The organism is Caulobacter sp. BK020, assembly GCF_004342605.1.
Classification (GTDB): domain Bacteria; phylum Pseudomonadota; class Alphaproteobacteria; order Caulobacterales; family Caulobacteraceae; genus Caulobacter.
Map to the genome: position 1 here is coordinate 1 of NZ_SLZL01000034.1, position 23,478 is coordinate 23,478.

General features: G+C 67.1%; 14 protein-coding genes. 6 read left to right on the forward strand and 8 right to left on the reverse strand.

The annotated features are described in order from the left end of the window. Both EV278_RS23270 and EV278_RS23275 read left to right on the forward strand, forming a co-directional pair. Window positions 1-1,987: glycoside hydrolase family 2 TIM barrel-domain containing protein (locus tag EV278_RS23270; RefSeq protein ID WP_132096518.1), on the forward strand; the 1,987-nt coding region annotated here is incomplete at its 5' end. 71 nt (window positions 1,988-2,058) lie between these two features. Next, on the forward strand, window positions 2,059-2,982 hold the full coding sequence (locus EV278_RS23275; RefSeq protein ID WP_132096520.1) for a family 43 glycosylhydrolase: 924 nt from the start codon (window positions 2,059-2,061) through the stop codon (window positions 2,980-2,982). A gap of 42 nt (window positions 2,983-3,024) precedes the next feature. Here the strand turns inward: EV278_RS23275 and EV278_RS23280 are convergent, their stop codons facing one another. From EV278_RS23280 to EV278_RS23300, 5 genes are all read right to left on the reverse strand, one after another. Next, window positions 3,025-4,593 (reverse strand): carboxylesterase family protein, encoded by a 1,569-nt coding sequence (locus tag EV278_RS23280; RefSeq protein WP_132096522.1) that lies wholly within the window; start codon window positions 4,591-4,593, stop codon window positions 3,025-3,027. A gap of 11 nt (window positions 4,594-4,604) precedes the next feature. Beyond that, on the reverse strand, window positions 4,605-6,581 hold the full coding sequence (locus EV278_RS23285; RefSeq protein ID WP_132096524.1) for a glycoside hydrolase family 3 N-terminal domain-containing protein: 1,977 nt from the start codon (window positions 6,579-6,581) through the stop codon (window positions 4,605-4,607). Between the two features lie 62 nt (window positions 6,582-6,643). Further along, window positions 6,644-8,836, reverse strand: a complete 2,193-nt coding sequence (locus EV278_RS23290; protein WP_132096526.1) for a TonB-dependent receptor — start codon at window positions 8,834-8,836, stop codon at window positions 6,644-6,646. A 279-nt stretch (window positions 8,837-9,115) separates the two neighbouring features. Further along, entirely contained in the window at window positions 9,116-10,207 is a 1,092-nt protein-coding gene (locus EV278_RS23295; RefSeq protein WP_132096528.1) for a LacI family DNA-binding transcriptional regulator, read from the reverse strand. A gap of 77 nt (window positions 10,208-10,284) precedes the next feature. Beyond that, the gene (locus EV278_RS23300; protein ID WP_132096530.1) at window positions 10,285-11,643 is read right to left on the reverse strand and encodes a glycoside hydrolase family 27 protein; all 1,359 of its coding nucleotides are present in this window, start codon (window positions 11,641-11,643) and stop codon (window positions 10,285-10,287) included. A gap of 310 nt (window positions 11,644-11,953) precedes the next feature. Between EV278_RS23300 and EV278_RS23305 the strand changes: the two genes are divergently transcribed. Then, entirely contained in the window at window positions 11,954-13,606 is a 1,653-nt protein-coding gene (locus tag EV278_RS23305) for an alpha-L-fucosidase (protein WP_132096532.1), read from the forward strand. A gap of 26 nt (window positions 13,607-13,632) precedes the next feature. On the opposite strand, the gene EV278_RS23310 is transcribed toward EV278_RS23305, so the two are convergent. Then, window positions 13,633-15,096: a TolC family protein gene (locus EV278_RS23310; RefSeq protein ID WP_132096533.1), complete on the reverse strand. Its 1,464-nt coding sequence runs from the start codon at window positions 15,094-15,096 to the stop codon at window positions 13,633-13,635. Between the two features lie 93 nt (window positions 15,097-15,189). On the opposite strand from EV278_RS23310, the gene EV278_RS23315 reads away from it, so the two are divergent. From EV278_RS23315 to EV278_RS23325, 3 genes are all read left to right on the forward strand, one after another. Then, a complete protein-coding gene (locus EV278_RS23315; protein ID WP_132096535.1) occupies window positions 15,190-15,813 on the forward strand; it encodes a TetR/AcrR family transcriptional regulator in 624 nt (207 codons plus the stop codon). Between the two features lie 89 nt (window positions 15,814-15,902). Then, window positions 15,903-16,994, forward strand: coding sequence for an efflux RND transporter periplasmic adaptor subunit (locus tag EV278_RS23320; RefSeq protein ID WP_132096537.1), 1,092 nt, complete (start codon window positions 15,903-15,905; stop codon window positions 16,992-16,994). After that, complete coding sequence (locus EV278_RS23325) at window positions 16,991-20,089, forward strand: efflux RND transporter permease subunit (protein ID WP_132096539.1); 3,099 nt, start codon at window positions 16,991-16,993, stop codon at window positions 20,087-20,089. The genes EV278_RS23320 and EV278_RS23325 overlap by 4 nt, the downstream gene beginning before the upstream one ends. Window positions 20,090-20,176: 87 nt before the next feature. On the opposite strand, the gene EV278_RS23330 is transcribed toward EV278_RS23325, so the two are convergent. Together EV278_RS23330 and EV278_RS23335 are read right to left on the reverse strand one after the other, a co-directional pair. Next, window positions 20,177-21,136: a copper resistance protein B gene (locus tag EV278_RS23330; protein ID WP_132096541.1), complete on the reverse strand. Its 960-nt coding sequence runs from the start codon at window positions 21,134-21,136 to the stop codon at window positions 20,177-20,179. After that, complete coding sequence (locus EV278_RS23335; RefSeq protein ID WP_132096543.1) at window positions 21,133-22,983, reverse strand: copper resistance system multicopper oxidase; 1,851 nt, start codon at window positions 22,981-22,983, stop codon at window positions 21,133-21,135. Before EV278_RS23335 ends, EV278_RS23330 begins: the two co-directional genes overlap by 4 nt. Between the last annotated feature and the right edge of the window lie 495 nt (window positions 22,984-23,478).

The following is a 23,478-nucleotide window of genomic DNA, read 5'->3' on the forward strand; positions in this document are numbered from 1 at the left end:
GCACTATCCCAACGCCGAGCTGTGGTACGCCCTGGCCGACGAATACGGCCTCTATGTGATGGACGAGGCCGATATCGAGAGCCACGCCTATATGGGCTGGGGCAACGCCGACCCGTCTCAGCGCGACAAGCGCCAGATCGGCTTCGACCCGGCCTGGGAGGGCGCCCATGTCAGCCGGGTGCTGAACATGGTCGAACGCGACAAGAACCACCCCTCGGTGATCTTCTGGTCGCTGGGCAACGAGGCCGGCATCGGGCCCAACTTCGAGAAGGCCGCCGCCGCCGCTCGCAAGCGCGATCCCTCCCGCCTGATCTCGTACCTGGGTTGGGGCGCACGGCCGTGGGAGCACGTGCCCAACACCTATGTCGACATCTATGCCCCGATGTACGACGACGTGACCAAGATGGTCGACTGGGCCACCGACCCCAGCCGCACCCAGCCGATGATCCAGTGCGAGTACGCCCACATGCAGGGCAACTCCGGCGGCAACCTGAAAGACTACTGGGACACCATCTACCAGTACGACAAGCTGCAGGGCGGCTTCATCTGGGACTGGGTGGACCAGTCGATGTACCGCTACGCCAAGGACGGCCGCCGCTACTGGGGCGACGGCGGCGAATACGGGCCCAACCCCGGCGGCGAGATCGAGTTCGGCGACGGCATGATCCAGCCGGACCGCACGCCCAACCCCCAGCTCTACGAAGCCCGCAAGGTGCTCTCGCCGATCCAGTTCGGCGGCTTCGATCCGGCGACCGGCAAGGTCACGGTGACCAATCGCCACGACTTCCGCGACCTGTCGGGCTTCGACTTCGACTGGACCTTGGAGGAGAACGGCGTCGCCGTCGCCTCGGGCCAACTGCCGGCGATGAAGACGGCCGCGCGGGGCATGGAGGACGTTGTCCTACCGCTGCCCAAGATCCCGGCCAAGCCTGGCGCGGAATACTTCGTCACCGTGCGCGCCAAGGCCAAGGACGGGGCCGTGCCCCTGACCCCGGCCGGCTACACGGTCGGCTGGGAGCAGTTCGCCGTGGGCGCGACGCCGGCCCCGACCGTGTCGCGAACCGGCGCGGTGGCCTTGACCGAGACCCCCGCGGCGATCACGGCCTCGGCGGGCGGCGCCACCCTGACCATCGACCGGGCCACCGGCCTGGTGGAGGGCTACGCCAAGGACGGCCTCGTCCTGGTCAAGGGCGGCCAGCCCAACTTCTTCCGGGCCGAAACCGACAACGACACGGGCACCGGGCTCACCGCCGAGCAACGGCCTTGGCAGGCGATGACCCAGACCCGCCAGTTGCGCGGCGTTGCCGCCCGCAAGACCGATGCCGGGGTTGAGATCACGGTCGACTACGCCCTGGGAGCCGGCGCCGCGCGCTTCGTCACCACCTACACCATGGCAGGAGACGGAAGCGTGGCGGTTGCCGGAGAGCTCACGCCGTTGAAGGACGACCTGCCGCCGCCCGTTCGGGTCGGGTTCTGGTATTCGGTTCCGGCCAGCCTGAAGACCGTCGAATGGTACGGCCGCGGTCCGCATGAAAGCTATGTCGACCGCTACACCTCCGCACCGATCGGCCTGTGGCGCGGGGCGATCGCCGACCAGAACCATGACTACATGCGGCCCCAGGACACCGGCAACAAGATCGACGTCCGCTGGATGGAGCTGAGCGGACAGGGCCGCGGCGTGCGGGTGGCCGCCGACAAGCCGCTGATGATGAACGCCCTGGCCTTCCCCTATGAGGACCTCTATCGCCGTCCGCCGGGGGCCTGGAAATCGACCGACATCGTCCCGCATGGGGACGGCGCTCTGCTGGTCGATTCGGCCCAATGGGGCATCGGCGGCGACACCACCTGGAACAGCTTCGGCCTGCCGCACATGAAGTACCGCACGCGGCTTGAGCCCACCCGGGTCAGCTTCAGGCTGGAGCCCTTCGCCGGTGATGGAACCTCGCCTGAAAAGGCCCGTCCCGCCGAGGCGACGCCGCCGGAATAGACGTCTATTCGCCTCATCGCCTGTTATGCTCCAGCTACCGTCGCCGGAGCCGCGGAGTTCAAGGAGTTCCCATGAAGCGTTTCGCCCTCGTCCTCGCCGCCCTGCTGACCGGGCCGGCCCTGGCCGGCGAGCCGATCAGCCCGCGTTTCAACGCCGATCCTTCGCCGCACGCCTTCAAGGGCGGCTACTATCTCTACGCCACCGACGACGCTTCCAATTCCGGGACCTACTGGGACTCGACCACCTGGCGGCTCTACACCTCCAAGGACCTGAAAACCTGGAAGGACGGCGGCGCGTTCCTGGACGTGTCGGTGTTCAAGTGGGCCAAGCCCGACGCCAAGGCCTGGGCGCCAGAAGCAGCCTATCGCGACGGCAAGTACTATTTCTACGCCCCGGTCGGCGGCGACAAGATCGGCGTGGCGGTGGCCGACCGCCCCGAAGGGCCGTTCCACGACGCCATCGGCGCGCCGCTGGTCGACAAGGCCCGCGACGCCAACGCCGGCGCCGAGCCGATCGACCCGCAGGTCCTGATCGATGACGACGGCCAGGCCTACATGGTGTTCGGCACCCGAGTGCCCAAGATCGTCAAGCTGGGCCGGGACATGAAGAGTCTGGCTGGCCCGATCCAGGACATCGCCGTCACCGGCTTCCCGTCCGACGATCCGAAGAAGAAGTACGGCGAAGCGCCCTTCCTGCACAAACGCCAGGGTCTCTACTATTTCAGCTTCTCGACCGGCTGGCCGGGCCAGATCGTCTACGCCACGTCGAAGAGCCCGATGGGTCCCTACGCCTATCGCGGCGTGATCCTCGACTACCTGAAAATCTCGACCAACCATCAGGCGATCCTGCAGGACAAGGGCAAGACCTGGTTCTTCTACCACGACGCCCTGCTGCCCGGCGGCGGCAGCCATCGCCGTTCGATCGCCATCGAACCGCTGAGCTACGGGCCGGACGGATCGATCGTCGAGGTGCGACCCAAGCCGCCGACCCAATAGCCGGCGACCTCATGGTCGACGGCGCCTGTGGCGCTCCAGAGCCTAACCTCCTGGAATCGAGGCCTCCACCAGGTCCAGCCGCGCCTTGAGGGGATCGGCGCCGACCTTCACTCCGTCGTTGGCGAAGTCGATGATCGTGTCCCCCTGGGCGTCGTACTTCGGCCATTTCGGCTGGCCTGCGACGTCCGGCCGTCCCTTGGCGGCGAAGGCGATCCAATAGGCGTGGGCGGCCTTGGCCGCGGCGGCGTCGGCCTGGGTCAGGGCCGCGCCGTAGCGGGCGTCCACCGTATCGAATACGAAGGGAATCTCGGTGGCGTGCGGCGCGCCCCACCAGGCCTGGCGCTGGCTCTCGGCGACGTAGGAGAAGCGGTATTGCCAGACCGGCGCGCCCTGGGCCGACAGGGTGCGGGCGATCTTCCGCGACGGCTCGATGAACATCCGATCGCCAGCGGCCTTCCAGCCGTAGACCTTGATGTCCTCCTTGCCGGTCGGGTCGTAGACGGCCTCGGCGGCGGCGCGCCGGTCGCCAAACGGCGCGAACACCTGGTCGCGCGTTCCGCCGAAGAAGAAGCCGTCGGCGCCGGTGGCGCCGACCATCACCGGCATCTTGCTCCAGGCGCCGGCGGCGTAGGCGGCCAGCGGCTCGCGGGGCAGGATCTTGCCATCGATCATCGGCCCGCCGCCCCAGGTCGGCGTGCCCGAGGTGGCCATGTTCAGGCCATCGACCACCGCGTCGGCCGGCAAGGCGCGCAGGGCCGCCAGGGCCTCGCCCCCCTCCCCCGAAACGCCGGCTTTGGCCGCGAAGGCCACGCCCGCGCTCTCGGCCGAACGCTCGCCGGCCGCCGCATGCAGCGGCAAGGTGGGCAGGAGCCTCGGCCGCCCGCCGCCCGACTGGATGATCGCCTTGTGGAACAGCCCCTTGGCCAGGGGCGAGGTCAGCAGGTCATGCACCGACACGCCGCCCGCCGATTCCCCGAAGACGGTGACATTGTCCGGGTCTCCGCCGAAAGCGGCGATATTGGCCTTCACCCATTTGAGCGCCGCGATCTGGTCCAGAAGCGCATAGTTGCCCAGCAGGCCGTCATCGGCGTTCGCCGCGGTCAGGGCGGGATGGGCGAAGAAGCCGAAGCGGCCGACCCGATAGTTGAAGCTGACCAGCACCACGCCGTCGCGCGCGAAGCGGTCGCCGGAATAGACCGCCGGCGAGGAGCCGCCGTTGACGAAGCCCCCGCCATAGATCCAGACCATCACCGGCCGCTTGGTCTTGGCGATCTCGGCTCCGGCCGGCGTCCAGACATTGGCGTAGAGGCAATCCTCGGACGGCTGGACGCCCAGGGGCGCGGCGTCTCCGGGGAAAGGATTCTGCATGCAATCGGGGCCGTAGTTCGCGGCCGAACGCACGGCTGTCCACGCGGCGGGCGGCTGGGGCGCCCGCCAGCGCAGCTCGCCGACCGGCGGCGCGGCGAACGGAACACCCTTGAAGGCGTCGACGCCGTCGGTTCGCAGCCCGGCGACGGGGCCGTAGGTGGTCTTGACCACCGGATCGGCGGCCAGGGCCGAGGTGGACATGAAGCTGGCGGCCGCGAAGGCGATCAGGGCGCTGCGATGCATGACGGTCGTCCTCAGTAGGTCAGGCCATAGTGAATCGGATAGAGGGGCTTGGCGGAGTCGTGGGGCGCGTCCTCGGCCTGGGTCTCGACGGCGGCCATCGACGAGGGCAGCTCGAACGGCAGGCGGCCGCGCGGCGCGACCGCCCCGGTCAGGGCGTCGAACAGCGCGTCGTCGCTGGCGCCGAAGTCGCCGATCAAGGCTGTCGCCTTGTCCTGAATATTGGTCAGGATCGCGGGCCGGTCCAGATAGATGCTGACGATGGTCGGGACCTTGGCCGAAGCCGCCTTGATCGCTTCGTAGTCGGCCGCGCCGTCCTTGAACGCCAGGTCGCCCTCGTGCTGGCGGCTACCGAAGGTGTAGGTCGGGTGCAGGGTCTGGAACGGGGCCACGGTGCGGATGATCGCCAGGTCGGCCTGGGCCAGGTCCGTCACCGGCGTCAGACCATGGGCCTTGGCGACCTCGGGCGAGACCCCCATCAGCCAGACTTTGCGGCGGCCGGCGGTCTTCAGGGGCAGCAGCCCGTTGCGGTTCTCCAACAGCGTCAGGGCCCGGCTCTGGGCGACACGCCCCTCGGCGACGAAGGCCGGCGCGCCCACGATCGCCTCGGCGGCCTTGGGATCGACGTAGGGGTTCTCGAACAGGCCCTGCTCGAACTTGACGGTCAGGATTCGACGCACCGACAGGTCGATCCGATCCTGGGCGATCTTGCCGGCCTGCACGGCGGCGACCAGCTCGGCGGTGTCCTCGACCCCGCCGAACTGGTCGAGACCCGCATTGACGCCCTTGGCGTAGCGATCGACCTTGCTCAGCCCTTCCACGCCCCAGGCGGTGGAGAAGCCCTCGAAATTGGGCGCCTGGCCGGCCGGAAAGCCGTTCCGGCAGGTCTCGCCGCAGTCGTTGGTGATCGCCCAGTCCGAGATGACCAAGCCTTTGAATCCGTGCTCGCCGCGCAGGAGGTCGGTCAGCAGCTGCCGGCTGAAACCCGCCCCCACCGGCTCCAGCGGCTTACCGTCGACCGTCACGCCCTGGAGGATCGCATAGGTCGGCATGACCCCGACGACGCCCGCCGCGAAGGCCTCGTCGAACGGCTTGATGTGTTGCGCGAACTGGCCAGCCGGAAACACCGCGTAGCGGCCGTAACTATTGTGGCCGTCGAAGCCCTTGGCCGAAGCGCCGTAGCCGACCCAGTGCTTGACCACGGCCGAGACGCCGTCGGCAGCGAGGCCCTTGTCGCCGCCCTGAAAGCCCTGGACATAGGCCTTGACCATGGCTCCGACCAGCGCGGGATCCTCGCCGAACGTGCCGTTGATCCGCGACCAGCGCGGCTCGGTCGCCAGGTCGGCCATAGGCGACAGGGCCTGGTGGATGCCGACGGCGCGGTATTCCTTGCGGGCCACTTCGCCGAAGCGACGGGTCAGGGCCGGATCGCCGATCGCGGCCAGGCCGGTCGCTTCGGGCCATTGCGAGAAGCCGCCGGAGATCACGCTGGCCCCGGCCGTGAACTGGAAGTGGTTGCGGGGATCGGTGCTGATCGTCACCGGTATGCCCAGGCGCGTGTCCTCGGCCAGGGCCTGAAGCGCGTTGTTCTGTTCGGCCAGCATCGCGGGCGCGCCGGAAAGGCGGGTGATGAAGGTCTCGACGTGGCGCGATTGGATCAGCGGCGCGACCTTGGCAAGGTCATAGCCCGCGCCAATCCCCGCGACGCCTAGCGGCCCCTTGGCCGGGACGGTGCCATGCATCATCGCGCCGGCCTTTTCGTCCAGCGTCATGCGGGCGGTCAGATCCGCGGCCCGCTGCTCTGGATCCAGCCGCCAATCCTCGTAGGGCGACAGCTTTCCATCACGATCAAGATCGCGAAACTTGAGCCCATCCACGATGACCGTCGTCCCGTTACGGGAGCCCAGCAAGGGCTGAACCGGGGCGGCCATGGCGGCGGGCGCCAGGGCGACGGCGGCGACGGTCAGGAGCAGACGGCGAAGCTGGGGCATGGGGGAACTCGGAAGAAAAGAGAGCCCCCGGCGGGCAGGTCCGCCGGGGGCGCAGGCGGCAGCTAGAAGGTCACGCCCAAACGAACGCCGTAGGTGCGCGGCGGCGCGTAGAAGTCGGCGTTGCCGTTGGTCGCCAGGCCGGTGGTGGAGTTCGGCGACGAAGCGGTGCGGACGTCCTCGTTCTCGATGTTCCGCACATAACCTTGCAGCGTCCAGCGGTCGTCGGCGCTGGCGTAGGTCAGGCTGACGTCGCTCTTGGTGAAGCTGTCCTGATGGTTCTGGGCGAAGCCGTGATATTCGAGGTTCTTGCCGCTTTCGTAGTGGGTCTGGACCCGGCCGGTCAGCGTACCGCCGAACGACAGGTCCCAGACGTGCTGGTAGCCGAAGTTCACCGTCCAGGCCGGGGTGCGCGCCATGCGGCAACCGGAGAAGTCGGTCGAGCGCGGGGCGGCGGCGGTATAGTTGGTCTTGTAGCAGGCCGCGACCGTGGCGTTGGCGTTGTTGTTGGCGAACGCGTCGCCCAGGGGCAGAACGAAGTCCGTATATTCGGCATGGATCCAGCCGAGCGTGGCGTCGAAGCGGTCGTGTTCGGTGACGACGAGGTTGCTTTCCAGCTCCAGCCCATAGACGCGAGCCTTGTCGGCGTTGAGCGTGACTGCGGCGTTCTGGCCGGCGATAACCCCGACCGCCGTGACCTGGAAGTCCTTGTAGTCGTAGAGGAAGGCCGACGCGTTCAATTGCAGCCGGTTGTCGAGGAAGCGGTTCTTCACCCCGGCTTCATAGGAGGTGATCTTCTCCGGCTCGTAGGTGTTCTGGCCCACCCCGTCGAAATAACCTCCAGCCTTGTAGCCCGTGGCGGCGTTGGCGTAGAGCATCGAGGTCGGGGTCAAGTCGAAGTCCGCCCCCAGCTTCCAGTTCAGAGCGTCCCACTTGGCGTCGGCCACGTTCAGCACCACCGTCGAGGTGATCGCGCCGGCGGCGTTGGTGAGGTAGGTCCCGCCGTTCCGGGCCTTCTGGTCCTCGGTGTAGCGCAGGCCAGCGGTGACCCGCAGGCGGTCGGAGAGCGCATAGGTGCCCTGCCCGAACGCCGCCCAGGACTCCGCCGTCACCTCCGGCTGGATGAACGACAGGTACGAGTTGGTCGCCAGGAACACCCGGAAGTCGACATTGTTGTCTTCCGTGAAGCGGTAGAGGCCCACCACCCACTTCAGGTCGCCGGTGTCGCCACCCAGCCGCAGCTCGTGCGACCAGGTGTGGTCCTTGCCCTTGAAGTAGTTCGGCGCGCCGGTGCTGGCGTTCTCGCCGTTTCGATCCAGGCGGGAGAAGTTGTATCCCATCAGATAGGTCAGGGTCGCGAAACCCAAATCCCAGTTGGCCTCGCCGCCGGTGCTGAAGAAGCGGTTGTTGCGATAGAGGTTGACCGAGCAGTTGCAGGTCCACGGATCGCCGGTCACCCGGGTCGTGCCGTAGGTCTGGTCGCCGCCGCCGGCGCCGCCCTGGTGCAGGTAGTCGGCGGTCAGCCGCACCGAGAACACGTCGCTAGGCTTCCACAGCGCCTGAACCCGGGCCGACTTGTCGTCCTGGTCGTAGCGGTCGTTCCCGCCAGTGCCCGGACCGCTGTTGAGGGCCGTGACATAGCCGTCGTGACGGCTCTGCTGGAAGGCGGCGCGCACCGCCAGAGTGTCGCCGACCGGGATATTGACCGCGCCAGCGGTGGTCAGGGCGCCGTAGTTGCCGACATCGACTGATCCGTAGCCTTCGTAGTCGCCCAGCTTGGGCTTTTTGGTGATGACATTGATCGCGCCAGCCGTGGCGTTACGGCCGTACAGCGTGCCTTGCGGGCCGCGCAGCACTTCCACCCGGTCGATGTCGTAGAACAGCGATCCCACCGAGGTGGAACGGGCGATGTAGATGCCGTCGATGTGGTAGGCCACCGCCGGATCGCCGACCTCGGTGGTGTTGGTGCTGCCAATGCCGCGCAGAAAGATCTGGGCCGCGCCGCCGCCGCTGGAGGTGATCTGCAGGGCCGGCACCTGGCTGCCCAGGTCAACCACCGACTTGATTCCCTGGGATTCCAGCTTCTCGCCGGTCACCGCCGAGACGGTCAGCGGGGTCTTCTGCAGGTTCTCGCTGCGGCGCTGGGCGGTGACCACCACCTCGTCGAGCTGAACCTGTGTGGCGTCCTGGGCGTACGCCATCGGTGCGTGGAGTCCCACGACCGCCAAGGCGGTCGAAACGAAGAGCACAGTGCGCATGTCGTCCCCTTTTCCTGCGCAAGCCGTCAAGAACCGACGCAAGGCGCCAGCGGTGGACGACTTCCTGAAGGGCGCCGCAGAGCAGCGACCCATTGTTTCCTCCGCCCCTGTTTCGGGGCCTTTTTTGACGTTATCGCGCTCCTTCGAGCCTACACGACAACGTTGTCTTAATTAGACATCATGTAGCGACAACGTTGTCTATAAGTTTTTCAAAGACACCGCTGTCTATAATTATACACCCCCAATCAAGCGATATGAGGAATGTTATGCCTAAGATTTTCAGGTAGACAGCAACGTTCCACCACAAACCGGAATGGCGCCTCGTGGTGGAGCAATGGACGCGCGGTCCATGATCTGGAAACTCAGTTGCCGCGCCAGGGTGCGACCGCGGTATCGCTTGTCGCCGAAGCCGTCGATCAGCATCTCCGCCGCCGCCTCGGCCATTTCGGCGACGGGCTGGTGAACCGTCGTCAGCCGCGGCCACGCCGAGGCCGCGACGGGGCTGTCGTCGAATCCCGCCACGGAAAGGGCGTCAGGGACCGACAGCCCGCGCTTGGCGGCGGCGGCCAGGACGCCCACCGCCATGCCGTCATTGGCCGCGAAGATCGCCGTCGGCGGATTGGGAAGGTCCAGCAGTCGCTCCGCCGCCTCGAAGCCGGAAAGGCTTTCGAAATCTCCAGACTGGATCCAGTCCGCGTCCGGCGTGACGCCGCAAGACGCCAGGGCCGCTAGATACCCCTTGCGACGGCGGGCTGCGGCGGTGTGCTCCTGGGGCCCGTCGATGAACGCGATCCGCCTGTGGCCAAGATCCAGAAGTCGCTCGGTGATCGCCTGGGCCGCCAGGGTGTCGTCCATGAACACATAGGGCGAGCGACCAAAGTCGCCGCCAGGCGCGACGCGAACATAGGCCAGGCCATGGCTCTCGACCACGTTGAGCAGTTCCGGATCGTCGCAGACCGGCGGCGTCAGGATCAGGCCATCGAAACGGCCGGCGCGCAGGGTCTGGATCAGCGTTTCCCGGGCGCTGTCGACGCCTTCTCCCACCTGCTCGACCACCAGCTGATAACCAGCCCGGCGGCAGGCGCGCATCGCGCCGGCCTGGACCTCGCCGATATAGTGGTAGGCGCCCATCCTCAGGAAGATAACGCCGATCAGATAGCTGCGCCGGCTGGACAGCAGGCGGGCGGCCACGTTGGGCCGATAGCCGAGACGGGCGATCAATTCCTCGATCCGGGCGCGGGCCTCCGGCCCGACCCCGTCCTCGCGATTGATCACTCGGGAGACGGTCTTGATCGAGACGCCGGCCTGCCGGGCGATATCAACGATCGTGACGCCTTCCGCCCCCTCCCCCTTCGGTCCTCGTCTTTGCATGATCCCAGCTTAGCGGAGTTGCGAAGGGGAAGCGAGTTGGCCATCACGGCTCCACTCGTCCCCCATCAGGACCGCCTTCAGCTAAGCCGATACAGGCCGGCGCCGTGCGAAGGCAATTGCACCGAGAACCGCCCCGCCGCCTTGCCAAGATCGCGGCCCGTCCAGAGATCCCGCACCGATACCGTGGCCGGCAGGCCGACGAGCTTCAGATCGACACCGATCTCGCCCGGCTTTTCACCCGTGTTGAACAGCGCCAGATAGGCGTCGCCGTTGGTCGCCTTGGCCGTCCAGACGCGCATGCCGTCCTCGACGAAATGCGGGCGGTTGTCGCGCGAAGCCTGATTGACCGCGATGACCTCGCGATTGGTCAGCAGCGCTTTGGTCGGCGCGTCGAGGTGACGCAGGTCCCCGCCCATGATCAGCGGCGAGCGAGCGATCGACCACAGCGTCATCAGGGTGCGCTGTTCGTCGGGGGTGAACTTGGTGTCGCGCTCACCCAGGGCCAGGCGGCCCAGCGGCAGCATGTCGGCGTCGGGCCAGCCGCCGTCGCCAATGTAGGGCGACCAGTTCTCCAGCCGGGTGAACTGGGCGTCCAGCATCTTCCAATCGTCCCAGAAATCGTCCGAGATCCGCCACATCTGGGCGTACTGCCGCGCGTGGGCGCCGCGCACCACCGGGGTTTCGCCCGGCGACATGGACAGGACGATCGGACGCCCCGTGCGGCCGATGGCGCGATGAATCGCCTCGATCTCGGCCCTATGGGCGTCGTAGGGTCGGGCTAGGTCGTCGACCTTGACGAAGTCCACGCCCCACGACGCCAGCAGGGCGAAGACGCTGTCGTAATAGGCCTGGGCGCCGGGCTTGCTCATGTCGACCCCGTACATGTCGGGGTTCCAGGGGCAGATGCTGCGCTTGTCGACGATGTCGGCCAGACTGATGTCCGTGCCCAGCACCTTCAGGCCGCGCTCGACCGCGAGGCGCGGGGCGCCGCGCATCAGGTGAACGCCGAACCGCAGGCCCAAGGCGTGGATGCGGTCGGCCAGGGGCTTGAATCCTTTGCCGCCGGCGCTGGACGGGAAGCGGTTCGGAGCGGGCAGCAGCCGGCCATGGTCGTCCAACGTCGGGACCGGCTTGGCGGCGTAGGTGTAGCTGCTGGCGCCTGGCTCGTACCACTGGATGTCGACGGTCAGAATGTCGTAGCCGGCGGGCCGCAGTTCGCGGGTCATGATCGCCGCCTGCTCAAGCGTCTGTGCTTCGTTGATCGTGGTGGCGAAGCTGTTCCAGCTGTTCCACCCCATCGGCGGGGTCGGCGCCAGGAGCGGCTTCTTCGCCGTCGGCGACTTCGGGGTCGGCTTGGTCGCTGCGGCGGCGGGCAGCGCCGCACCTAGCACCGCGGAGGCGCCCAGCAGGCCGCGACGGCTCAGGTTCGTGTTCATTTGGGCTTCCTCGGTCTCCTGCGGAAGGGTCGCGACGCCTGGCGGCGACGCCCCTCCTTATCTGATGGCGCAAGAGCTACAGCCGACCGACGGCGCCATCAAGAGATATTGTCTGACTATATCTCTCATACGCGTACTTGGCCAAAAGCCCCTTGCAAGAGCCATCAATGAGCACTTGAAACGTCATACGTCGGATCGTTCATAAGCCACAGATCCTTAACGCCCGTTGGGGCCTGAGAGGGCGCCTTGACAACTCAGACAAATCATATTTGAAATTATATTTAAGTATAAAAATATCGGGAGGACCACGATGACGCCGACAAGACGTGCGCTGTTTCAGGGCAGCGCCGCAGCCGGCCTGATCGGCGCCACGCCGGCGTTGGCCGCGGACCTCGCTCCGACTGGCTTCGATCAGATCGCCGAAGGCCCGTTCAAGCCCACCTGGGACTCCCTCAACGCGGGATATCGGACGCCGGACTGGTTTCGCGACGCCAAGTTCGGACTGTGGGCCCACTGGGGCGCCCAGTGCGTGCCGGAGGCTGGCGACTGGTACGCCCGCAGCATGTACCTGCCCGGCCAACCTGCCTACGACCATCACCTGAAGACCTATGGCCATCCCGCCGATACCGGCTTCATGGACATCTATCCCCGGTGGCGGGCCGAAAACTGGAACCCCGACGACCTGCTGGATCTCTACGCCAGGGCCGGAGCGAAATATTTCGTGGCCATGGCGAACCATCACGACAATTTCGACGCCTACCAATCCAGGTTCCACGACTGGAACTCGGTCCGACTGGGCCCCAATAAGGACATCATCGGCCTGTGGGCCAAGGCCGCCCGCAAGCGGGGGCTGCGCTTCGGCGTCTCCAACCATTCGGCCCACGCCTGGCACTGGTTCCAGACCGCCTACGGCTATGACCCCGAGGGCCCCCGCAAGGGCGAGCGCTACGACGCCTTCAAGCGCTTCGAGGCGGACGGCAAGGGAAAGTGGTGGGAAGGCCTGGATCCGCAGCAGCTCTATGGCGGCGCCGTTATGCCGTTGCCGGACGGTTTCGACGCGGTGGCCGACACCAACAAATGGCACGAGGCCAACGACCGGGTCTGGAGCGAGAAGGCCCCGCTGAACAATCCGGCCTTCACACGCCAATGGTATCTGAGGTGCAAGGACCTGATCGACAGCTACAAGCCCGACCTGGTCTATTTCGACAATTTCGACCTGCCGCTCGAACAGGCGGGCCTGGACATCGCCGCCCACTATTACAATGCGTCGCTGCAGTGGCGCGGCAAGCTCGAGGCGGTGATCAACATCAAGCCCCACGACGCCCATCGCCCGGGCATCGTCGCCGACGTCGAACGCGGCATGCGCAGCGAGATCAGCCCTGAGCCCTGGCAGACCGACACCTGCATCGGCGACTGGCATTACAATCGCCGCCTTTTCGAGGAGAAGCGCTATCTGCCCGCGGCCGAGGTCATTCATCGCCTCTGCGACATCGTCTCCAAGAACGGCAATCTGCTGCTCAGCATTCCGGTGCGCGGCGATGGAACGATCGATTCCGAGGAACGGCGGATCGTCGAGGAGATCGGTGGCTGGATGGGCCGGTTCTCCGACGCCATCTACGGCACGCGTCCCTGGACGATCTTCGGCGAAGGGCCGACGGCCGTGGCCGCCGGCATGTTCAGCGAAGGCAAGCAGAAGCCGTTCACGCCCCAGGACATCCGCTTCACGACGAAGGGCGCCGCGCTATACGCCATCACCTTGGGACGACCGGAGGCTGGTCAAGTCGTGGTCACCAGCCTCGCCAGGGAGGGCCCTCACGCCAGGGGTCCCGTGCGGCGCGTAACCCTGGCCGGAGACAGGGCGCCCCTGCCGTTCAAACAGGATCGGACAGGTCTGCGCGTGACCTTGCCCGACGGCGCCCTGCATACGTTCGGGGTCGCGCTCAAGATCGATGGAGTCCTGTAGCCGAGCACGGCCATCTGCGCGACTTCCTAGCCCGTATTGGCTCCCGAGGGGTCGCGCCAACCGCCGCCCAAGGCCTGGAAGGAACGGATCGCCGCGCGGGCGGCTTCGGTCCTGGCCTGGGCCCTGGCGTCGCGAACGGCGAGCAGGCGCGCGTCGGCGTCCAGCACCTCGATCAAGCTGACCACGCCGCCGTCGTAGGCGGCTTGCGAGGCGGTTCTGGCCTTGGCCAGCGACGCTTCGCCAGCCGCCAGGGTGCGCTCCTGGCTCTCGCGCTTGACGAGGCTGGAGAAGGCGTTCTCCACATCCTCGGTCGCGCGCAGAACCGACTGCTGATAGGCGGCCAGAGCCTCCGCCTTTTGCCCGCGCGCCGCCGCGACCTCCGCGCCGACCCGGCCGAAGTCGAACAGTCGCCAGCGCAGCCCAAGCACGCCCTGGGCCTGGTTGGCCGGCCCCTCGAACAGGGCGCCGCTGCTGGTCGTCGCCGTGCCGACGAGGCCGCTGAGCGAGAACTTCGGGAAGTATTGCGAGATCGCCGAGCCGATCCGGGCGTTGCTGGCGCGCAGCCTTTGCTCGGCGACGACGAGGTCCGGGCGGCGGCGGAGCAGCTCCGTGGGACCGCCGGCGTCCGCCAAGCCTGGCGCCGCCGGGATGGAAGTCACTGTGGCCAGTTCGGCCCGGTAGGTTCCCGGCTGCGCGCCTTGAATGACGTCCATGGCGTTGAGCGCCGCCTCCAGCCCCTCTTCGAGGACGGGAATGCTGGCGCGCGTCTGTTCCAGGGCGCCAATCGCCTGCTGAAGCTGCAGCTCGGCGGCGACGCCCTGCTCGCGCTGCAAGCGGACCGTTTGCACCAGTCTCGTCTGGGTCTCGACCTGGCCGCGCGCGACTGCGAGCCGCTCCTGCAGCCCGCGAACCAGCATGTAGGTGTCGGCGGTCTGGGCGGCGACCGCCAGTCGCGCGGCCGCGACGCCCGCCTGCGCGGCCTTGTATTGCGCCATGGCCGCCTCGCGATCACGACGGGCGCCGCCGAACACATCCAGCTCCCAGCCGGCGACGACATCGCCCTCGTAGAGTTCGCCGTCGCGGTCGAAATTCGGCGTGGCGGCCAGAAGACGCCCGGTCGGGGTCTGGGTCGAGTTGTGAGCCTTGGCGGCGCTGGCCTGGATCGAGGCCGACGGCAGCAGGGCCGCGGTCGCCGCGCGCACGCCTGCCCGGGCCTGAGTGACCCGCGCGACCGCCTGAGCCAGATCAAGATTCTGAGCCAGGGCCCGGTCGACGAGACGGTCCAGCACGGGGTCGTTGAACCCTCGCCACCACGCATCGTCCGACGCGCTCGTCGCCGGCGCGGCCGAGCGGGCTTCGACGGCCCCGGCTCCCATGAAGGCCTGCGGCGCGGCGATCTTCGGCGCCACATAGTCGGGACCGACCGCGCATCCGGCGAGCAGGGCGGAACTGACCGCGGCGGGAAGAAGGGAGAAGACGGCGGAGCGCATTGAACCACTCGCTGAGACATAGATCTGTTGTGACTAATTTCTGATATCGTCACTCGTTTGTCAATCAGAATGTCCGGTGATAACATGACGCCCATGAACACAACCGCCCCCTCTCCCGCCGCGGCCGGCCAGCGCGGCCCCGTCGAACATGGCGTCCGCGATCAGATCGTCGATGCGGCGCAAGCGCATTTCAGCCGCTTCGGCTACAGTAAGACGACCGTCGCTGATCTCGCCAAGGCGATCGGGTTTTCCAAGGCGTACATCTACAAGTTCTTCGATTCCAAGCAGGCGATCGGCCAGGCGATCTGCGTCCAATGTCTGGAAAGGATTGTGGCGGCCGGCGAGGCCGGGATCGCCGACGGCAAGACAGCGGCAGAGAAACTTCGCAGATTTTTCAATGGAATAATTCTGAAAAGCGCCGAACTCATCTTCGAGGAGGAGTTGCTCTACGACATCGCCGCCCATGCGGCCGAGGAGCGCTGGCCGTCTGTGGTGGCTTACCTTGACCGGGCCGAGGCGTTGGTGAAGGAGATCGTCCTCCTGGGCCGCGAGACTGGCGAATTCGAGCGCAAGACACCCATCGACGAGACCAGCGAAGCCATCCTTCTGGTCATGCAGAGCTTCATGAACCCGCTGATGCTCAAGCACAATCTGGACGACCTGCCCGAGGCGCCGACCAAGGCCATCAACCTGGTGCTTCGCAGTCTGGCGCCATGACGATTTTGGCCAGAGCAAAGTGACTAGTTGACAATTTGGTCACTTCACACCAGCTTAAGGTTCTCCCGTCAAGGCAGGACCCTTAAGCCATGTCGCCTCGCCCCCTCGCCGCCGCCCTGCTTTTGGCCGGCCTCACGCCACTCGCCGCCTGCGGCGGCAAAGCCGGGGCCGACGACCCTCGCACCCTGCCCCCGGTGGTGCGGGTCGCCGTAGCCAGTCCCGCGACTGACAGCGAGCGCAGGTTCAGCGGCGTCGTCACCGCCCGCGTCCAAAGTGATCTTGGCTTCCGTGTCGCCGGCAAGGTCGTCGCGCGGCTGGTCGACGCCGGCCAGACCGTCCGTCGCGGCCAGCCCTTGATGCGCATTGACGCCACCGACTACGCCCTGGCCGTGTCGGCCCAGACTGAACTGGTCGAAGCCGCCCGCGCCCGGGCCGTGCAGACGGCGTCGGACGAGAAGCGTTATCGCGGCCTGGTTTCGGCCGGCGCGGTCTCCGCCCTCGCCTACGACCAGGCCAAGGCGGCGGCCGACGCGGCCAAGGCCCAGCTGGAGGCCGCCGAGGCCCAGGCCAGGGTCTCGCGCAACACCGCCGGCTATGCGGTCCTTGTCGCCGACGCCGACGGCGTCGTGGTCGAGACCCTGGCCGAGCCCGGTCAGGTCGTCGCCGCAGGTCAGCCGGTCGTCCGCCTGGCCCATGCCGGCCCTCGGGAAGCGACGATCACCCTGCCCGAAACAGTTCGGCCGCCGTTGGGCTCGCTGGCCCAGGCCTTCGCCTCCGACGGCGCCCAGGCCGGCCAGGCGCGCCTGCGGCAGTTGTCGGACGCGGCGGACCCTCGCACCCGCACCTACGAAGCCAAGTACGTCCTGAGCGGCCAGGCCGCCCAGGCGCCCCTGGGCTCGACCATGGTGGTGGCCCTCCCCGCCCAAGGCGCGGATCGGGGATCCGGCGGCGTGGAAGCGCCGCTCGGGGCCATCCATGACGCGGGCAAGGGGCCCGGCGTCTGGGTCGTCGAGCCCCGCGCCTCCACGGTCCAGTGGCGCCCCGTGCGTCTGACGGCGATCGGCGCTGAAACGGCGACGATCTCCAGCGGTCTCAACGGCGGTGAACGCTTCGTCGCCCTGGGGGCCCATATGCTGCACCAGGGCCAGCGCGTCCGCATCCAGGCCGGAGCGGCGCAATGAGCCTCAACCTTTCCGCCCTGGCGGTCCGCGAACGATCGATCACGCTCTTCCTGATCATCGCCATAACCTTCGCCGGTGCTTTCGCCTTCATGAAACTGGGCCGTGCCGAGGACCCCAGCTTCTCGATCAAGGTCATGACGATCGTCACGGCCTGGCCCGGCGCCACGGCCCAGGAGATGCAAGATCAGGTGGCCGAGCCGCTTGAGAAGCGGATGCAGGAATTGAAGTGGTACGACCGCTCGGAAACCTTCACCCGCCCCGGCCTGGCCTTCACCACCCTGACGCTGAAGGACCAGATCCCGGCCAAGGAAGTCCAGGAGCAGTTCTACCAGACCCGCAAGAAGATGACCGACGAAGCGCCCAACCTGCCGCGCGGCGTGCTGGGCCCGTTCGTCAACGACGAGTACGGCGACGTCACCTTCGCCCTCTACGCGCTGAAGGCCAAGGGCGAACCGCAGCGCCTGCTGGCGCGGCAGGCCGAGACCCTGCGCCAGCGCCTGCTGCACGTGCCGGGCGTCAAGAAGGTCCAGATCATCGGCGAGCAACCGCAGAAGATCTTCGTGGAGTTCACCCAGGCCCGCCTGGCGACGCTGGGGGTGAGCCCGAGAGAGCTGTTCGCGGCGCTCAATGACCGCAACCTGGTCACCCCGGCCGGCTCGATCGAAACCCAAGGCCCCCAGGTGCAGATCCGCCTCGATGGAGCGCTGGACAGCCTGGAAAAGATCAAGGAAACGCCGATCGTGGTCGGCGGCCGCACCCTCAAGCTGGGCGACATCGCCGAGGTCAAGCGCGGCTACGAGGATCCCGCCACCTTCCTGATCCGCAACGGCGGCGAGCCGGCGATCGTGCTCGGCGTGGTGATGAAGGAACGCTACAACGGCCTGGAACTAGGCAAGAGCCTCGACAAGGAGGCCAAGGCCATCGCGGCGGAGATGCCGCTGGGCATGAGCTTCTCGAAGATCACCGACCAGTCGGTGAACATCATCGAGGCCTATAACGAGTTCATGCTGAAGTTCTTCGTGGCGCTGGCGGTCGTGATCGTCGTGAGCCTGATCAGCCTGGGTTTCCGCGTCGGCATCGTGGTCGCCATGGCCGTGCCGCTGACCCTGGCCGGCGTGTTCGTGATCATGCTGGTCACCGGCCGCGACTTCGACCGCATCACCCTGGGCGCGCTGATCCTGTCGCTGGGCCTGCTGGTCGACGATGCGATCATCATCATCGAGACGATCGTCGTGAAGATGGAGGAGGGCAAGGATCGGGTCACGGCCGCCACCTATGCCTGGGGCCATACCGCCGCGCCGATGCTGGCCGGCACCCTGGTGACGATCATCGGCCTGATGCCGGTAGGCTTCGCCAAGTCGACGGCGGGCGAATACGCCGGCAACATCTTCTGGGTCGTGGCCTTCGCCCTGATCACCTCGTGGTTCGTGGCGGTGATCTTCACGCCCTATCTGGGCGTGCTGATGATCCCCAAGATCAAGCCGATCGAGGGCGGACATGGGGCCATCTACGACACCCCGCGCTATCGCAAGCTCCGCTCGCTGGTGGTCTGGACCATCGACAACCGCTTCAAGGTGGCCGCCGGCGTCGGCGCCGCCATGGTCGCGGCCGTGCTGATGATGGGTGGGATCAAGCAGCAGTTCTTCCCGCTCTCAGACCGTCCCGAGGTGCTGATCGAGGTGCAGATGCCCGAGGGTCAGAGCATCGGCTCGACCAGCCAGGCGGTCGGTCAGGTCGAGGCTTGGCTACGCAAGCAGCCCGAAGCCAAGATCTTCACCAGCTATATCGGCCAGGGCGCGCCGCGGTTCTTCCTGGCGATCTCGCCTGAGCTGCCCGACCCGTCCTTCGCTAAGATCGTGGTGCTGACGCCCGACGAGCACGCGCGCGACGCCTTGAAAAAGCGCCTGCGCCAGTTCGCCGCCTCGGGCTCCGTCCCGGGCGCCAAGATCCGGGCCACCCAGATCGTGTTCGGCCCGCCCTCGCCCTTCCCGGTGGCCTTCCGCGTCATGGGCCCGGACGCCGCCCGCGTCCGCGAGATCGCCGAACAGGTCAAGGGCGTGATGCTGCGCAACGACGGCATGCGTCAGGTCAATACCGACTGGGGCGAGCGCGTGCCGACCGTTCATTTCGTGCTCGACCAGGACCGCCTGCGCGCCTTCGGCCTTACCTCCAGCGACGCCTCCCAGCAGCTCCAGTTCCTGCTGACCGGCGTTCCCGTGACCCAGGTGCGCGAGGACATCCGCTCGGTCGAGGTGGTCGCGCGGACGAGCGGCCAGGATCGGCTGGACCCGGCCCGGCTCGGCGCCTTCACCCTGGTCGGGGCGGCGGGCGAGCGGATCCCGCTCGACCAGATCGGCAAGGCCGAAATCCGCATGGAGGACCCGATCCTGCGTCGCCGCGATCGCCTGACCACGATCACCGTGCGCGGCGACATCGACGAGGGGCTGCAGCCGCCCGACGTCTCGACCCAGGTGCTCAAGCAGCTCAAGCCGATCATGGCCGCGCTGCCGGCGGGCTACAGGATCGAGATGGGCGGGTCGATCGAAGAGGCCGCCAAGGCCAATGTCGCCCTGGCCGCGGTCTTCCCGCTGATGTTCATCCTGATGATGGTGGTGACGATCTTCCAGGTCCGCTCGCTGTCGGCGATGTTCATGGTGCTGCTGACCGCGCCCCTGGCGTTGGTGGGGGTCGCCCCGACCCTGCTGATCTTCCACCAGCCGTTCGGGTTCAACGCCATCCTAGGCCTGATCGCCCTGGCCGGCATCATCATGCGCAACAGCCTGATCCTGATCGGCCAGATCCACACCAACCAGGAGGACGGTCTCGATCCCTTCCATGCCGTCGTCGAGGCCACGGTTCAGCGGGCCAGGCCGGTTATCCTGACTGCCTTGGCCGCCGTCTTCGCCTTCATCCCGCTGACGCTGTCAGTGTTCTGGTCCTCGATGGCCTACACCCTGATCGGCGGCACCATCGGCGGCACGATCCTGACCCTGGCCTTCCTGCCGCCGCTTTACGCCATCTGGTTCCGCATCAAGAACAACCAGCGCGGCGAAGGACTGGCCTCCAAGGCTGAAACCGAGGTTCCGGCGAGTTGAGCCTGACCATCGCGGCGGGTCGTCAGTGATGACCCGCCGCTTCTTGACGTCGCACGGCGGCCCGGTCGCGCTAGTTGGCGCGACCGGCTAGAACCAGGCGCGCAGGCCGACGACGAAACTCGTGTCGGAAACCTCGCGATCCTGGGCTCGCGCATAGTCGGCCGTGCGTCCGAAACGCCTGGCCCAGGTCACGCCGACGTATGGCGCGAACTCCCGACGAACTTCGTAGCGGAGCCGCAGGCCCAATTCTCCGTCGGACAGACCCGATCCCGTCGCCGTCTCCGGGATATCCTGAGCGGCGAAATTGAGCTCGGCGCGCGGCTGCAGGATCAGGCGCTGGGTGAGGCGCCAATCGATCGCCCCCTCCGCCCGGCCCAGGACATCACCCTTGTTGGACAGGAAAAGCGCGCCGCCGGCTTCGACCCAGTAGGGCAACAGGGTCTCGAAACCGACTGTGGCGTAGGTCCGCGACTTGGGATCGACGTCCTGCCGCACCCCGACCTGCAGGTCGGTATAGAGGCCGACGGCCCGGGAGTAGAGCGCCTGGATCTCGCCAGCCTCGACGCCATGGCGGTCGCCCTCGCCTTCGGATTTGAGAACGAGGCGGTCGAGGTCGCCCCCGAACCAGGCCTCGCCATCCCAATGGTAGCCGTCGCCGCCTGAGCGCGCCCGGTATTCCAACAGGTTGGCCATGAGCTGCGAGACCTGCGCGCCGCCATGTTCCTCTCGTAGCACGGCGCGAGCGCGGTCCATGGCGACGGGATCGAACACCTTGTCAGCCAGATGATCGATGGGCGGCGCGGGCGCGGGGGTTTCATGGTCCGGAAGCGGCGGGGGTCCGGCTTCGACTTCTCCATCTTGCGGCGCGGCGCTCGACTCCGCCATGCCGGACATGTCATGCCCCGCGTGGGGATCCGCGGCGGCCGGCGCCGGCTCCGCCTGAGGCTTGGCCGGATCCGGCATGGCGTTCATGTCGTGGCCGGCGTGCTGGGCTAGCGCTGGGCCAGCCCAAATGGCCGTAAGAAGGGCGATCAGCGAGGCCCTCATCGCGCACCTTCCCCTGGGGTGTCGCGCACGCTGAAGATCTGAAACATCCCCGCATGCATGTGGTAGAGCATGTGGCAGTGGAAGGCCCAGTCGCCGGCCTCCGGGGTGAGGTCGAAACTGACGCGCCCGCCCGGCAGGACGATCACCGTGTGCTTGCGCGGCCGATGCCCCGCCGACCCGAAGGCCAACTCGAAGAAATGGCCGTGCAGGTGGATCGGGTGGGCCATCATGGTGTCATTGACCAGGGTGACCCGCACCCGCTCGCCGCTTCGGAAGGCGTAAGGCGGCGGCCGGTCGCTGAACTTGCGTCCGTCGAACCCCCAGATGAACCGTTCCATGTTGCCCGTCAGATGGATTTCCAGCGACCGCTGCGGTGGGCGGGTGTCGACGTTGGGCTCCAGCGCCACGAGGTCGCGATAGACCAGCACCCGGTGGCCGACGCTCTCCAAGCCCTGCCCCGGCTCTCCGGTGCGGTCCACCGGCATCGGGGCGATCGTCTGCACCCCCGGCCCCAGCCTGACCTGCGGCGCGTTCTCGGGGTTGCGCATGGACATGTCCATGCCGCCCATCTCCGCCTTGCCCATGACGTCGCCTCCGCGCGCCCTAGGCGGCGCTAGGCCGGGCGGCGGGCTCGCGGCCATGGCGCCGTGCCCCATGGCCGAGTGATCCATGGCGGCGTGGTTCATGCCGCCCATGTCCATTCCTCCCATGTCCATTCCCATGTCGCGCATGGTCGCCAACGGACGCCCGCGTAGCCGCGGAACCTCGGCGCTCATGCCCGGCCGCGGCGCCAGGGTGGCGCGCCCCAGGCCCGAACGGTCGACCGACTCCGAGACGATGGTGAAGGCCCTGTCCTCCGTCGGCTGGACGATGACATCATAGGTCTCGGCGTTGCCGATCTGGAATTCATCGACCTGAACCGGACGGACATGCTGGCCGTCGGCGGCGACCACCGTCATCCTCAGGCCGGGGATGCGGACGTTGAAGACCGACTGGGCCGCGGCGTTGATGAACCGCAGGCGCACGCGGTCGCCCTGCGAGAACAGCGCGGTCCAGTTGTCCTCAGGTCCGTGACCATTGATCAGGAAGGTGTAGGCCGCGCCGGTGACATCCGAAATATCGGTCGGATCCATCAGCATCCGGCCCCAGTCCAGGCGCTCGGCCAGGGTCTGGTCCCGGCCGGCGATCAGACCGGCGATGGTCTGGCGCTGATAGTTGAAGGCGCCGGCCTGCTGCTTGAGCTTCTTGAAGATCTGGTGCGGGTGCAGGCGGCTGAAGTCCGACAGGACCACCACATGCTCGCGATCGAAGGCCACCGGGTCGTCGCCGGCCGGATCGATGATAATGGGTCCATAGTGGCCCATCTGCTCCTGCAAGCCCGAATGGCTGTGGTACCAATAGGTCCCCGACTGCCGGACCTGGAACTCGTAGACGAAGGTCTCGCCCGGCTTGATGCCGGGAAAGCTGACGCCAGGCACGCCGTCCATCTGGAAGGGCACCAGCAGGCCGTGCCAGTGGATCGAGGTTTCTTCGTCGAGGGTGTTGGTCACCGACAGGCGAACGTTCTGGCCCTCTTTCAACCGGATCAGGGGTCCAGGAACCGTGCCGTTGATCGTCACGGCATGGGCGCCTACGCCGTCCACCGTGATCGGCGTATGGCCGACGGTCAGCTTGATGTCTTCGCCCGAGAGCGCTGGCGGTCCTTGGCCATGGTCGTGACCGTGGTCACCGCTTACAGCGGCGCGCGCCCAATTGGGCGACAAACCCGCGAAAACAGCTCCGCCGCCGAGAACGGCGAAGGACTGTAGGAATCGACGGCGATCGAATGCCGTACCGGTTTGACGCATGACAGCCCTTTGGTGATGGCGCTCTGGCGAAGGCCTGACAGGCCGCGACGCAATCTCAACGGGTCCTACGCGGCGCGCCTTCGCCCCCCTCACCGGATGGGCGAAAATTCGGCGCCTGTCCAATCAGTCGACCGGCCTGCGCGCGGCGGGCTCCTATCTCGCCCCCCCGCCCCTGAGGCGCGACCGTTGTCCTTCCAGTTCGAAGGGCGCATCGAACCTCGTCACTGGGCGGACCTGGCCTGCGTCGCGCCGAGCGAGCCTATTAGGCCGCGGGGCCTGACGCCTCGCCGCCAGAATGGCGCCGCTATCGTCACCCACAGACCTACGGGACCCGGGCTCGCCGGATGGGGTGGTCAGTCCAATTTCTATCCGTCCGACTTGTCCAGTTGCTCTTCGAAAGCTAGAGGCTGGAACGTCTGTTTTCGAAGGTCCCGCCATGTCGGATCGCAAGTACACCGCGCCGGCCCTGGAGAAGGGGCTGGATATCCTGGATCT

Coding starts and splice junctions, on each gene's coding strand:
- EV278_RS23305 (WP_132096532.1), top strand. CDS start 11,954: ATGACGCCGACAAGACGTGCGCTGTTTCAGGGCAGCGCCGCAGCCGGC.
- EV278_RS23325 (WP_132096539.1), top strand. CDS start 16,991: ATGAGCCTCAACCTTTCCGCCCTGGCGGTCCGCGAACGATCGATCACG.
- EV278_RS23310 (WP_132096533.1), bottom strand. CDS start 15,096: ATGCGCTCCGCCGTCTTCTCCCTTCTTCCCGCCGCGGTCAGTTCCGCC.
- EV278_RS23315 (WP_132096535.1), top strand. CDS start 15,190: ATGAACACAACCGCCCCCTCTCCCGCCGCGGCCGGCCAGCGCGGCCCC.
- EV278_RS23280 (WP_132096522.1), bottom strand. CDS start 4,593: ATGCATCGCAGCGCCCTGATCGCCTTCGCGGCCGCCAGCTTCATGTCC.
- EV278_RS23320 (WP_132096537.1), top strand. CDS start 15,903: ATGTCGCCTCGCCCCCTCGCCGCCGCCCTGCTTTTGGCCGGCCTCACG.
- EV278_RS23295 (WP_132096528.1), bottom strand. CDS start 10,207: ATGCAAAGACGAGGACCGAAGGGGGAGGGGGCGGAAGGCGTCACGATC.
- EV278_RS23290 (WP_132096526.1), bottom strand. CDS start 8,836: ATGCGCACTGTGCTCTTCGTTTCGACCGCCTTGGCGGTCGTGGGACTC.
- EV278_RS23300 (WP_132096530.1), bottom strand. CDS start 11,643: ATGAACACGAACCTGAGCCGTCGCGGCCTGCTGGGCGCCTCCGCGGTG.
- EV278_RS23330 (WP_132096541.1), bottom strand. CDS start 21,136: ATGAGGGCCTCGCTGATCGCCCTTCTTACGGCCATTTGGGCTGGCCCA.
- EV278_RS23275 (WP_132096520.1), top strand. CDS start 2,059: ATGAAGCGTTTCGCCCTCGTCCTCGCCGCCCTGCTGACCGGGCCGGCC.
- EV278_RS23285 (WP_132096524.1), bottom strand. CDS start 6,581: ATGCCCCAGCTTCGCCGTCTGCTCCTGACCGTCGCCGCCGTCGCCCTG.
- EV278_RS23335 (WP_132096543.1), bottom strand. CDS start 22,983: ATGCGTCAAACCGGTACGGCATTCGATCGCCGTCGATTCCTACAGTCC.